Source organism: Chloroflexota bacterium, assembly GCA_020850535.1.
In the GTDB taxonomy this organism is placed as follows: Bacteria; Chloroflexota; UBA6077; order UBA6077; family JACCZL01; genus JADZEM01.
In genome coordinates this window covers 1-11,584 of record JADZEM010000216.1, presented here as the reverse complement: position 1 = coordinate 11,584, position 11,584 = coordinate 1, and the positions used below count along the sequence as shown (strand labels likewise).

The following is an 11,584-nucleotide window of genomic DNA, read 5'->3' as shown; positions in this document are numbered from 1 at the left end:
GCTGCGCGACGGCCGTCGGGAACGGCTGGGGCTGGCGAGCCTGGAGCGTCGCGCAGCGACTGCAGGATGGTAGGCGGGGCTTTCAAGCCCCGACGCGGCGGCACGACGACATCAACATGCAATCGCCCTGGCTGAGAGACGCCTTCTCTCCTTCGCGCCCATCTGGTACGATATCATGGTCGTTGTATGAGCTGGCTCGAAGTGGCTGGCTCCAACGCCTAGCCCGATTGCAATCGCGACGGCCCTGGTCCAGCCCTCGACCACTAGCCGTTGGTCGGCGTTGGCGCATCGGGGCCAGATCGAGGTCCGCACGTTGCCGGCTGGCGACTCCGTGACAACCTGAAGGGCGAGTAGACCGATGGGCAGCGACCTCGCGGGCGCGCTCGATCCGCGCGGACGCGACGTTCCGCCGACGTGTTCCAGGCGCACGTAGGATCGGCCCGATGTCGAGGTGACAGCCGATGAGTCAGACACTGCGCGTCGTTCACTTCGTCAACCAGTTCTTCGGTGGGCTCGGCGGTGAGGAGCAGGCCAACGTGCCCGTCACGGTCCACGATGGACCGGCCGGGCCAGGACGTCTCCTGCAACAGGCCCTCGGAGCCGAGGGTGCCGTCGTCGCGACGCTCATCGGGGGTGACAACTACCTGACGGAGCAGCGAGACGCGGCGCTCACGACGCTCCGCGCGGAGCTGACGACACTCCGGCCAGACGTCCTTGTCGCCGGGCCAGCCTTCGACGCTGGCCGCTACGGCATCGCCTGCGGCGAAGTCTGCCGATTGGCCGGCCAGCTCGGCATCCCTGCCGTGACGGCTATGTATCCAGAGAACCCGGGCGTGCCGCTGTACCGGCGCGACGTGCCGATCGTACCGACGGCCGCCAACGCCGCCGGCATGGCGACGGCCGTCGCGGCGCTTGCCCGACTGGCGCTGAAGCTCGGCCAGGGCAAGCCACTCGGCCCAGCCGACGAGGACGGCTACCTCGGGCGAGGGTTGCGCCGGGCCGGGCCGCGGGCCGAGCCGGGCCACCGTCGGGCAGTCTCGATGCTCCATGCGAAGCTCGACGGCCGGCCATTCACAACCGAGCTCCCCATCCATGCCACCGAGGCCGTGACGCCGGCTCCGCCCATCACCGATCTCTCACGCCGCACCGTTGCGCTGATCACCACCGGCGGACTGGTCCCACGAGGGAATCCCGACCGGTTGAATGCCGCCGCCTCGCAGCAGTGGTATCGATACTCGATTGAGGGACTCGACGCCCTCTCCGCCGCGGACTGGGACTGTGTCCATCGCGGGTTCTACACCGCCATCGTCAAGGAGAACCCCAACTACATCGTGCCGCTGCACGTCGTCCGGGATCTCGAGCGCGAGCGCGCCATCGGCAGGGCGTACCCGTGGTTCTTCTCGACCAGCGGCGTCGGCACCCCGGACAGCTACTCCAAGCCGATGGGCCAGGAGATGGCAGCCGAGCTGAAGCAGGTTGGCGTCGATGCCGCGCTGCTGGTCGCGACTTGAGGGACGTGCAATCGTTGCGGTGCAACGATCACGAAGGAGATCGAGCGGGCTGGCATCCCGGTCGCAATGATCTCGGCGCTCCAGAATGTCGCCCTGAACGGTGGCGCCCCCCGCGTCGTCCACGGCGCGCGGATCGAGCACGTTTGTGGCAATCCCGGCTTGACGCCTGAAATGGACCGCGACTTCGGCCGCCGCATCGTGGAGGCGGCGCTGGCCGCCATCCGGACCGCCGTGTCCGGTCCCACCCTGTTCGAGCCGGGCTCCAGGACTCCGTCTACGAACGGAGGCGAATCATGACCGCTGCATCCGCCGGCCAACCCCACCTCACGCTCGGTACGTTCCCCGTACACGACGTCGTGCTCGGCCATGCCACGCGCTGGACCGACGGCCTCCTGGAGATCGACCCCGACGAGCTCGCGGCTGAGATCCGCCAGGATCGGCGCATCCTCGACGCCGAGCTCCGGGTGCTCCGGCCGGGTGACTCGGTTCGGCTGGTTAACGTGCGCGACCTGATCGAGCCACGCATCAAGATCGCCGGCCCCGGCGTCTGCTACCCAGGTATCTGTGGTCGCCCCAACCTGACCGTTGGCGAGGGACGCACGCACCGATTGTCCGGGCTGGCGATTGCCGAGTCGGCCGACGCAGCGATCTACGACGGCAACGACGGCTGGCTGGACCGCTGGCTCGACATGTACGGGCCGGTCGCTGAGGCTGCGCCGACCGGCGGACTGCTCAACCTGGCGCTCATCCTCAAGGTCGAACCGGGCATCGTCTCCCAGGAGCGCAGCGACGCAGCCCACCGGGCCTCCCTCGACCTCTGTGACCGCCTGGCGCGCACGACCGTTGGCCTGACCCCGCCCGAGGAGCGCACATTCGTGCTGGAGCCCGTGATCCGTCAGCTCCCCCGGGTCGTCTACATCACCTGCCTGCGCTCGCCGCAGCACTATGCAGGCTCGCTCTACGCAAGCTGGGTCGCCATCTACGGGATGACTCGCCTGACGCCGCCCTGGCTGCTCCATCCGAACGAGCTGCTCGACGGCGCCATCGGCGGCCCGGCCTCCTCGCACGCCGCGACCACCTCCTGGATCATGACCAACAACCCGATTGTCCACGACCTGTACCAGGGGCACGGCGTGGACCATGAGTTTCTCGGCGTGATCGCGATCCGCACCCGCTGGACATCCCAGGACGAGAAGGATCTGACGGCGTATCAGGCCGCCAAGCTCGCGCGGATGCTCGGCGCAGATGGCGCGATCATCACGCACGATGCCGGCGGCAATGACTTTATGGAGGTCATGCAGACGGTTCAGGCATGCGAGCGGCTGGGGATCAAGACAGTCCTGGTGGCGCCGGAGGCTGCACCGGAGGACGGCGGGCTGCCACTGCTGATGGAGCTGCCGGAGGCGGACGCGATCGTCTCCACCGGCAGCGGCCGGCCGACAGCCGAGCCGCTCGTCATCCCACCACCGGCGCGGGTGCTGGGCGGCGCGGAGCTGTTCGCCACGCAGGACCGCCCCTGGGAGCGGCTCCCGGCCACGGCAACGATGTCCTCCACGCGATGGCGGGACCACTACGGAACGGGCACGATCTCCTGCTTCGAGTATTGAGCTGCGCTCGAACGGACGCCCTGCTGGAGAAGCCCGGCCGGCCACGGCCGGCCGGGCCGATCTCAGTAGCTCGCGCAGCTTTGGCGTCCAAAGCCGTAGTAGTCCTGCAGGTGGAACGCCCCGTAGCGCCCGGCAATCGGCAGCAGCTCGTCGCCCCATGACGGATCCGGCTCGATCGCGCCCAGCACCCGGTCGACCGGCCCAAACGGCCCAGGGACCGCCCCGGTCCCCGTGCTGACCGCCGAAACGATTGCCGTGTCGTTGATCAACAGCGGCGTGGCGTTCCCGTCCTCGTCGTCCTCCTCCTCGGTCACCAGGACGGTATGGATGCCCTCAGCTTCGCACGCCTTGACCGCGGCCACCGTGTCCACGAATCGACGCCCGCGCAGGTTGGTGGTCACGATGGCGCCTGACGCGCCGAGCAGCCTGGCAAGCTGTGCGTCGCGCTCGGCGATCAACTCCATCTCGGCCTGACCGCCCCAGTTGGAGCGGTGGACGATCACCCCCAGGAAGTTGAGGTCGCGGCCGTGGCGGCGGGCCAGCTCCAGGACGATTGGATCGTGGAGCATCGGCCAGCTCAGGAGCTGCACGCTGCCCTGGCTGACCGCGCCATCCAGCATCTCGGTAGGGTGGAGCGCCCAGGGCGCCGAGAGCCGGGTCACGCCGTAGACAGCGATGCCCACCTTGGAGTCCGGGCCGTGGCGAAACTCCGACGACATCAGGACCGGAATGTAGACCATGCCCGGCAGGCCCGGGTGGCGCGTCGTCAGGTCGAATACCTCGCGCTCGGGCGGCTCCAGGCCTGCCACGGCCATGGCCAGATGATCGGCGATCCGGAGCACGGCCCCATGCGTCGCCAGGTGACGGTCTTGCGAGTCGAGCCCGGCCACCGGCCGCAAGGTGACGACCAGGTTGACCAGGCCGGCGTAGGGCCGGGCGGCGCTCGGGCCGCTCATATCGATGAAGTCCTGCCGGCGCTCGCTCCGGTCGTAGGCGTGGGGCGCACCGCCGCGAATCAGGTCGCCCACAATCGCCTGCTCGTTCACGACGTCGACCGACTCGACGACGGCGAAGCCGCCCAGGCGGTGGGTCCGCCCCCGCCCGACCGTCGCCACCGCCCGGCCGCAGACCCCGGGATAGCAGGCGCCGCCCCCCTCAACCTTGACGCGCGGCTCGATCACATCGGCCACATTGATGATCCGGACCGACTCGCCAGGGCGGGTCAGCTCGACGTCCACTCGCTGGAGGTTGGGATCGGCGCGGGCGAGGTCGAGGACGGCCTCGCGGTCGATCTCCAGCACGCCGTCGGCCCAGCGCGTGCGCGATCCGAACCGGGCCTCGCGGACAGGGAAGGTGCCGAGATCAAGCCGCATCGACGGCCTCCTTCTGCTCGCTCGCGTCCGGGTCGAAGCGCGTCGGTCCAGTAACCGGCGTCTCCAGCGCCCGTAGCGCCGCGCTGACGATCCGTCGCCGCAGCGCCAGGTCGGCCGCGTCCGACAGGCCGGGATCGCCGCACACGTGCTCGACCCGCACTCCGGTAACCACCCGGTTGGCGCCGGCGCCCAGCGCGACCATCGGCAGCGCGCTGATCTGGACGACTGGCAGCCCTTGCCGCTCGATCTCCTTGCTGATCGTTGCACCGCAACGATTGCAGGACCCTCAAGTGGCGACCAGCAGCACGGCCCCAACATCGGCCTGTCGCAGCTCCTGCGCGATCTCGGCGCCCATCCGCTTCGCCTCGGCGACCGCCGTCTGGTTGCCGACCGTCGCGTAGTACGTCGGATGCAGCGAGTCGAACCGCCCGCCCGCCTCCAGCTCCCGCAGGACGTCCAGCGGGACCACGTAGTTCGGGTTGCGCGTGTTGACGGCATGGGTGCTGTAGCCGCCGTGGACAGACTCCCACTCGCCAACGGCGAGCGCCGACCGGTCGGCAATCGGATACCGGAAGAACCGCTCGGCCCGCGCCGACACCAGCCGGTCGGGGTTCCCCTTCGGCACCAGACCGCCGCTCGTGACCACCCCGAGCTTCACCCGCGCCAGGTCGGCGACCGGCGGCGTCGGCGCGACTGCGTCGTACCGCGCCACGGGGATCTCGGTCGTGAACGGACGCCCGCCGATCCGGGCGAGCGCCATGTCGACGGCCCGGGCCGCGCCGCTCTTCTCGCGCAGCACCGGCCGCCGGAAGCCGCGCCAGAGGTACCCTTCCTCGTCGGCGCTGCCGATCTCCCGGCCCGAGCCGAGCTTGAGCGCCAGCCGGGCCAGCGCCGACATCGCCCTGCCCATCTCGGCGACGTTCGTGCCGGTCGGCAGGCAGAGCAGATCATGCCGGTTGGTGGTGAATCCGGGGTTATCCGGGTACATGGCCGTGACGGCCTTGATTCCGAGTGCCTGGGCCTCGACACAGGCGCGAGCGCAGGCCAGCCCATACCGTCCGGAGTCGAAGGCCGGCCCGGCGACGACGACGTCCGGCCGGAGTTCCGTGAGCGCCGCGCGGATCGCCTCCGCCGCGCGCTCGGCCTCCTCGGCGACGAAGTTGTCGCCGCCGACGACCGTCGCGAGGATCGTGCCGTCCGCTCCCAACGCGTGCTGGAGCGCCCGGCCGGTCCCGACCGGGCCGTCACGCACCTCGATGGGGCGGTTGGCGGCCTCCTCACCGCCGATTCCCGCGAAGAACTGGTTCAGATAGTGGACGACTCTCATGGGCTCCGCCATCGGCGTACCCTCCACTGGGTGTAGCGTCTCTCCGACGGCCCCACCCCCGGCCCCGCCACACCAGTGGGCAAGGGGCCGGAGGGCGGGGCGTCCCGATCAGTGCGAGCCAGACCGGCCCGTGTGACGCGACCCTCAACCAGGTTTGAAGTCGGGCGTCCCGTCGTTCGGGGGCGCGATGACGACCGGCTGCTCGTCGAGCACGCCCGCAACCTGCTCCGCGAGGGCATTCAGGTCTGGTTTCGAGAGACCGTACTGCGTCGCCTGGATGATCCCGTTGGGATCGATGAAGAAGATCGTCGGGGTTGCCAGCGGGTCGTACGCCTGCGAGACCGGAAAATCGTCGCCGTCGATCAGCATCGGGAAGGTGACGCCGGTCCGCCCGGCGAACCAGTCGGCCGCCCGCGCCGGGTTCTGGGAGATGCCCCAGATGTGCCAGCGGTCCGTCGGGTAGGCCTGGTGCAGCCGCTCCAGGTAGGGAAACGCCAGCGTACAGGTGGCGCAGTCGGCCTTCATGAAGGCGAGCACCACCGGGCCATCGGCCAGCGCGTCGGCCAGGCGGTGTGACTCCCCCTTCGAGTCGAGCAGCGTGAAGTCAGGGGCGCGTTCACCCACGTCGAGCATCAGCTGGCTCCGTTCTGCTCGCGAACGCGCCGGGTTGACTCTGTCACGGCATCCGTGTCGAGCGAGAACGTCGCGAAGCTCAACTCACGCTCGTAGACATCCTCCGGGATCTGGGCCGTGATCTCCGTTTCGAGGACGTGGAAGACGGGCAGCTTGAGCGCCACCCCGGCCAGCGCGCCGGCCCACGACGGGTCACCCTCGGTGACGGTCAGCGCGTACAGCTCGCTGCTCTCGGCGGTCGGCATGCCCAGCAGCACGACCAGATCGTCGGTGCCTCCGGCATCGACGGCTCGCTTGATCTCTTCTTGACCTTCCAGGTCAACAGCTCCCGCGGACGTTCAAACGAAACAGTGGGTCTGCTCCAGCACCACGGTCGCGCCGGCCGCCTTTGCGCAGGCGCTGATCGACGGCCCCTGAATCCCGTCACGCTCTCCCAGGGCGAGCACGCGCTTACCGGTCAGGTCCACCATCATCTCGGTCACCTCCCATTTCGTTTTGCGAGGCCAGACGCGTCGGCGTCCAGACGCGCCATCGCAGGCCGTTGGTCGTATGAGATTGGTCAAGTGCGATTGGTCGTATGCGACTGGTCATATGCGTTTGGTCAGGGGTCAGGAGTTGCGCTCCAACAGGAACGAGAGTCCGTCTGACATCTGGGTCATTCGCCCGAGGAAGAGGCTGCCCTTCGCCAGGAACAGCGTGTTCCGGAGTGTACCATCTCGTATGCCATCGACAGCGTGCCCGAGAAACGGGACGGCCGATGCGACGTGGCCCTGGGTCGGCGAGAAGCCGGGCATGCCGTGGGCCTCGACGAAGGCCGGCAGATCGGCCGCCTTCATCTCGCCGCGCACCACGGCCAGCCCCGCGATCATCTTGTAGTTGGTCAGCGGGACGTTGCCGCTGCCGGCCGGCTCGGTGACCTCAGGGTCGTGCAGCTCGGTGGCGTAGCGGTCGACCTCCGCGAACCGCAGCCCAGCTTTTGCCAGCGGCTCCGCGACCAGCTTCTCGAGGATCTCACGCTGCGACGACTGCGCGCCGACGGTGTGGCGTCCGAGTGCGTCGAGCCGGATGACCGGACTGACGCCGTCGTCCGGCCCGACGTGGATCGCGAAGCCGGCCAGGACATCTTCGAGGATTGGCATGTCCCGCCCGAGGTGCGCCAGCGACTTCATGCCCAGCTTGGCGAGTGAGCAGCCGCCGATCACCAGCAGCTCATCGAAGACCCCGGCCACGCTCAGGCCGGCCCCAATGGCCAGCGCGTGATTCGGGCCGCAGCAGAACGCCTTGACGTCGGAGCCCGTCGCGTTGCGCAAGTCGCACCGCTCGGCGACCGCCTTGGCCAGGTTGCCGCCGCCGCGCTGGTAGCGGTCGCCGACCGCCTCTTCGCCGGAGCCGAGGACGTACTCGACCGCGGCCGGGTCGATCCCCGTCTGGGCGAGCAGCGTACGGGTCGCCATTGTGGCGCTGGCGAGGCAGGCCAGGTTCTCCAGCAGCACCGAGGCGCTGAGCGCTTCGTCCTCCTCGTGGGCGCGGTTCGCGCAGCCCACCAGCCGGCCGTCCGGCAGGGCGAGCGGTACGGCCTTGCCGTCGGCGCACTGGGCCATGATTGCCTCGCGCGTCTTGCCACGCGCCAGGTGCACGAGGTCGGCCGCCGTGACGAGGGGGTGGCCGGCCAGCCGCTCGCGCGCTTCCTGCAGAAACTCGTCTTCCAGCCAGATCAGGTCGAAGCGGTCGACGATCTTGAGCAGCCCGTACAGCTCCTCCTCCGGCATCAGCTCGCCGTACGGCATCCAGCGGGTCGGCGTGGCCGGGCTGCCGTGGCGCCACCAGGGCCGCTCGATGGTCCGCAGGTCGTCGGGGCGCAGCAGCCCCAGGAAGACCTGGTTCGGCGGGTAGGCCAGCGCGGCCTGGTAGGATCGCAGATGGCCGCGCATCCGGTCCCAGAGCTCCGGCTGGCGGGCGATCTCACGGACCGGTTTGGAGCCGTGCCGGACGAGGCCCGGCGCGTGTGCCAGGAAGTACCTGACGCCCTTGACGACAGCACGCCGCGCGGGGATTCCGGTCAGACCGTCGCGTACTCCTGCCATCAATTGACCTCGTCTCTCCCCTGCCTCCCGTCTCCACTCCCGCGCAGGAGCACGGTCGGGGGGCAGGGGGCCGTCTAGTAGTCCACGCAGCCGATGCGTCCCCACCCATAGTAATCAACCCAGTAGCGGGCGATGTGCCCGCCACCTTCGCCGGGCCGCTCGGCGTACCACGCGGGCGCCGGCTGGACGGCGCCGAGAACCCGCTCGACGGCCGGGAACGGGCCGGGCACCTCCGAGTCGCCGCAGCTCACGGCACTCACGACCTCCGGCGTCGAGAAGATCAGCGGCGGAGCCTGCCCATCCTCGTTGGGCTCCTCGACGGTGCACAGGGTCGTCTTGATGCCCCGCTGCTCGCACGCCTGGACCCCCAGGATCGCCTCGATAAACCGGTTGCCCCGCACGTCCACCGTCGTGACGGCGCCCTGTGCGCCGAGGATCGCTGCCAGCTCGGCCACCCGGAGCGCCGCCAGCCTCTTCTCGCGCTGGGCGGTCCAGTTGGTGCGCGCGATGATGCAGCCGAGGAAGTTGAGATCCGTCCCGTGGCGGCGCGCCAGCTCCATCACGATCGGGTTGTTCGCCTGGAGCCAGCTTGTCTTGCGGGTGATGGCCCCGTCCAGGATCTCGGTCGGCTGAAGCAGCCAGGGCGCCGAGAGACGGGTGATCCCGTAGACAGCGGTGCCGATCCCCGAGCGCGGCCCGACCCGGTGCTCGGCCGAACGGAGGTTGGCGATGAAGACCACGCCCGGCAGCGTCCGGTCGGCGACTGCCAGGTCGAACGCCTCGACCGAGGTTGGCGCCTGGCTGCATGTCGTCTCGGCGAGCCGATCTGACACGCGCAGCACGGCCGCGCGCTTCGCCTCGTCCCAGTCCTCGTCGCTGAGGTCTCCGTCCATGGTGAAGGTCAGGACGATGGCGCAGAGCTTACCGTACGGCTGGACGGCGCCCGTCCCGGCCATCTCCACGAAGACGTGCGACCCGCGCGACTCGCCACGCGCCGGCCCGAGATCGTCGGGCGAGTCCACGCACTCGAACAGGCCCAGGCCGCCGAGACGGTGCGTCCGGCCGCTGCCGACCGTCGCGACGTCCCGCTCGCAGACGCCGGGGTAGGTGCAGCCAGGGCCATCGACCTTGATGCGCGGCTCCAGCACGTCGTGGACGTTGATGATCCGCGCCGAGTCGCCCGGGTGGGCCACGTCGATCGTCACGGCCCGAATGCGCCGATCCTGGCAGATCAGCCCGGTCAGCTCGTCCGGGTCGATGGTCAGGACGCCATCAGCCCAGCCGGTCCGGCCGCCGACTTCAACGCGCCGGACTTCGAACGTTGCCAGCTCAAGTCGCATGGGGCGCCTCCCGCTCGACGTGCGGCTCGAACAGCGTCGGCCCGTCGACCGGTGTCTGGAGTGCCCGCAGCGCCGTCGTCACGATTGCCTCGGCCAGCGCCCGGTCCTCCTCGGGTGAGAGCGATGGATCGCCGCAGACGTGCTCGATCCGCACGCCCCGAACGACCCGTGGCGCGCCGACGTTGAGCGCGAGGGACGGCAGGGCACTCATCATCGCGACCGGGATGCCGGCCCGCTCAAGCTCTTTGCTGATCGTTGCACCGCAACGATTGCACGTCCCTCAAGTCGCCACCAGCAGGACAGCGTCCACGCCGGCAGCCCGGAAGTCTCGGCCGATCTCGTCGGCCATTCGCTTGGCCGTCGCCACGGCCGTTCCGTTGCCCACAGTCGAGTAGAAGTAGGGGTAGACGCTGCCGATGAGGCCCTGCCGCTCCAGATCGCGGACCGTGCCAATCGGAAGCGCATAGTTCGGGTTGCGGGTATTCAGGATGTCGGTGCTGAAGCCGCCGTGCACCGACTCCCAGTCCGCCACGGTCAGCGCAGCGACGTTCTCGATGGAGTAGCGAAAGCAGGTGCGAGCGCCGCCAGATACCTGGCGATCCGGATTCCCGCGCGGCACCAGCCCACCACTGGTCACCAGGCCGATCCGCGCCCGGCGCAGATCGGCCAGCGGCGGCAGCGGCTTCACGTCCTCGTAGGAGACCACCGGGATCTCGGTCTGCCAGGGCCGGTCCGCCAGCCGCTCAACCAGCATGTCCACGGCTCGGCAGGCAGCCGACCGTTCGTGCAAGGCGGCCCGGCGGTAGCCGCGCGGGAGGTATCCCGCCTGCGCGGCCGGTCCGGGCTCCTCGCCACGCGCGAGCGTCAGTGCGAGCCCGGCCATGGTCGGCAATACCCGCCCCATCTCGGAGGCGGTGCGTCCGGTCGGGACGATGTAGAGGCTCCGCCGTCCCATGGCGACGCCCGGGTTCTCCGGATACATCCCGCTCACCACGGGGATGCCGAGCCGCTGGACGATGGCCTGCCCGAGCGCTGCGCACGCCAGGCCGTACCGCCCGGCGTCAAACGCCGGCCCGGCGATCACCACGTCCGGCCGCAGCTCGCCGATGGCCTGCAGCCCACCGTCGATGGCGTCAGCCTGCTGTTCGTTGACGTAGTTGTCCCCGGCCGTCACCGTCCCGACGAGTTCGGCCTGCGCGCCGAGCAGGGTCTGCAGGAGTCGGCCGGGACCGACCGACCCCGCCACGACCCGTATGCCAACGTTCGCCTGCTCTTCGCCGCCGATGCCGGCGAAGAACTGGTTCAGATAGTGGACTACCCGCACGGTATCCGCCATGACGCGCCTCCTTGCCACGCGGTGCCACCACGCCGGCTGTCCAGCGTGCCAGGCCTGGCAGCGCCGTTCACAGCTCCGCGCCCCCCGAAAGTCGTCTCCACCAGGACGATTTTCCCACAGGCGCCCCAACAGTCCGTGATTCGGATGACGCTGGCACCGAGGTCGGCAAGCATCTTTCCCAGCGGGCGTCAGCCCGCCCCGCCGCATCGAGAGCGACCAAAACCTTTTACCCCAGGCTTGTATCACAGACGCGCGGGAAAGGCAACAGGTCCGGCGCTACGGTCAGGGCGATTGCATGTTGATGTCGTCGTGCGGCGGCGTCGGGGCTTGAAAGCCCCGCCTACGATCCTGCAGTCGCTGCGCGACGCTCCAG

The 11,584-nt window shown here is 69.6% G+C and carries 13 protein-coding genes; 3 read left to right on the top strand and 10 right to left on the bottom strand.

Going from position 1 to position 11,584, the window contains the following annotated elements; genetic code table 11:
* The first annotated feature begins 461 nt into the window (after positions 1 to 461).
* Genes IT306_29655 through IT306_29645 form a run of 3 tightly spaced genes read left to right on the top strand, consistent with a single transcriptional unit; the run spans position 462 to position 3,118 of the window.
* Positions 462 to 1,511 (top strand): glycine/betaine/sarcosine/D-proline family reductase selenoprotein B, encoded by a 1,050-nt coding sequence (locus IT306_29655; GenBank protein ID MCC7372617.1) that lies wholly within the window; start codon positions 462 to 464, stop codon positions 1,509 to 1,511.
* Between the two features lie 27 nt (positions 1,512 to 1,538).
* On the top strand, positions 1,539 to 1,808 hold the full coding sequence (locus IT306_29650) for a hypothetical protein (GenBank protein ID MCC7372616.1): 270 nt from the start codon (positions 1,539 to 1,541) through the stop codon (positions 1,806 to 1,808).
* Complete coding sequence (locus IT306_29645; GenBank protein MCC7372615.1) at positions 1,805 to 3,118, top strand: hypothetical protein; 1,314 nt, start codon at positions 1,805 to 1,807, stop codon at positions 3,116 to 3,118. Before IT306_29650 ends, IT306_29645 begins: the two co-directional genes overlap by 4 nt.
* A gap of 62 nt (positions 3,119 to 3,180) precedes the next feature.
* Here IT306_29645 and IT306_29640 read toward each other — a convergent pair whose 3' ends face one another.
* The 10 genes from IT306_29640 to IT306_29595 form a co-directional block, all read right to left on the bottom strand.
* Positions 3,181 to 4,491: a hypothetical protein gene (locus IT306_29640; protein ID MCC7372614.1), complete on the bottom strand. Its 1,311-nt coding sequence runs from the start codon at positions 4,489 to 4,491 to the stop codon at positions 3,181 to 3,183.
* The gene (locus IT306_29635) at positions 4,481 to 4,750 is read right to left on the bottom strand and encodes a hypothetical protein (protein ID MCC7372613.1); all 270 of its coding nucleotides are present in this window, start codon (positions 4,748 to 4,750) and stop codon (positions 4,481 to 4,483) included. The genes IT306_29640 and IT306_29635 overlap by 11 nt, the downstream gene beginning before the upstream one ends.
* 27 nt (positions 4,751 to 4,777) lie before the next feature.
* Complete coding sequence (locus IT306_29630) at positions 4,778 to 5,830, bottom strand: glycine/betaine/sarcosine/D-proline family reductase selenoprotein B (GenBank protein MCC7372612.1); 1,053 nt, start codon at positions 5,828 to 5,830, stop codon at positions 4,778 to 4,780.
* A 132-nt stretch (positions 5,831 to 5,962) separates the two neighbouring features.
* The gene (locus IT306_29625) at positions 5,963 to 6,451 is read right to left on the bottom strand and encodes a TlpA family protein disulfide reductase (protein ID MCC7372611.1); all 489 of its coding nucleotides are present in this window, start codon (positions 6,449 to 6,451) and stop codon (positions 5,963 to 5,965) included.
* Positions 6,451 to 6,768, bottom strand: coding sequence for a hypothetical protein (locus tag IT306_29620; protein ID MCC7372610.1), 318 nt, complete (start codon positions 6,766 to 6,768; stop codon positions 6,451 to 6,453). Before IT306_29620 ends, IT306_29625 begins: the two co-directional genes overlap by 1 nt.
* A gap of 21 nt (positions 6,769 to 6,789) precedes the next feature.
* Positions 6,790 to 6,924: a hypothetical protein gene (locus IT306_29615; GenBank protein MCC7372609.1), complete on the bottom strand. Its 135-nt coding sequence runs from the start codon at positions 6,922 to 6,924 to the stop codon at positions 6,790 to 6,792.
* A 135-nt stretch (positions 6,925 to 7,059) separates the two neighbouring features.
* The gene (locus IT306_29610; GenBank protein MCC7372608.1) at positions 7,060 to 8,535 is read right to left on the bottom strand and encodes a glycine reductase; all 1,476 of its coding nucleotides are present in this window, start codon (positions 8,533 to 8,535) and stop codon (positions 7,060 to 7,062) included.
* 74 nt (positions 8,536 to 8,609) lie between these two features.
* The gene (locus tag IT306_29605; GenBank protein ID MCC7372607.1) at positions 8,610 to 9,875 is read right to left on the bottom strand and encodes a hypothetical protein; all 1,266 of its coding nucleotides are present in this window, start codon (positions 9,873 to 9,875) and stop codon (positions 8,610 to 8,612) included.
* The gene (locus IT306_29600; protein MCC7372606.1) at positions 9,865 to 10,128 is read right to left on the bottom strand and encodes a hypothetical protein; all 264 of its coding nucleotides are present in this window, start codon (positions 10,126 to 10,128) and stop codon (positions 9,865 to 9,867) included. Before IT306_29600 ends, IT306_29605 begins: the two co-directional genes overlap by 11 nt.
* 27 nt (positions 10,129 to 10,155) lie before the next feature.
* Positions 10,156 to 11,211 carry a glycine/betaine/sarcosine/D-proline family reductase selenoprotein B gene (locus tag IT306_29595; GenBank protein MCC7372605.1) on the bottom strand — a complete coding sequence of 352 codons (1,056 nt, stop codon included), beginning with the start codon at positions 11,209 to 11,211 and terminating at the stop codon, positions 10,156 to 10,158.
* Positions 11,212 to 11,584: the final 373 nt, after the last annotated feature.